Consider the following 513-nt stretch of genomic DNA (forward strand, 5'->3'; position numbering starts at 1 on the left):
GACCACTTTCGGGCGACATGCGCTTACGCTCATTGTTCTTGCGCATGTCTCCATCCCGAAACCGGTGACCGCTTTCGGGCGACATGCGGTGGCAGAACCTCCTACTGTTCGATCGCAAAGGTGATCGAGACATTGACCGTATAGGTATTCTCGCCGGCGGCGACCGGCACGGCAGCGTCCGCCCGCTTGGCCATCGACATCCGCTCCAGAGGCTGTGGCTGCGGCTGGCTGCTGGCCTCGCTGATCTCGATCACCCGACCGAGCTTGACGCCGGCGGCATCGGCAAGCGTCCGCGCCTTGGCAAAGGCATTCTTGACGGCGAGCTTGCGCGCCGCCTCGATCGTCTGTTCCGGATTGTCATTGGTAAAGCGGATATCGCCGCCCTGGTTGACGCCGAGCGTCACGGTGCGATCAAGAATGGCGCCGAGCTTTTTCAAGTCCCGGATACGCACCGTCAGCGTGTTGCTCACCTGATAGCCGGTCAGCACCGGCGGCTTCTGCTCACCATTGCTG

The 513-nt window shown here is 62.2% G+C and carries 1 protein-coding gene; it reads right to left on the bottom strand.

The window, feature by feature from the left end; translation table 11 throughout:
- Positions 1 to 101: 101 nt before the first annotated feature.
- The coding region (locus AC1D0P_RS28280; protein WP_477679766.1) for an SIMPL domain-containing protein at positions 102 to 513 on the bottom strand (412 nt) is incomplete at its 5' end.

The organism is Polaromonas sp. P1_G2, assembly GCF_056405515.1.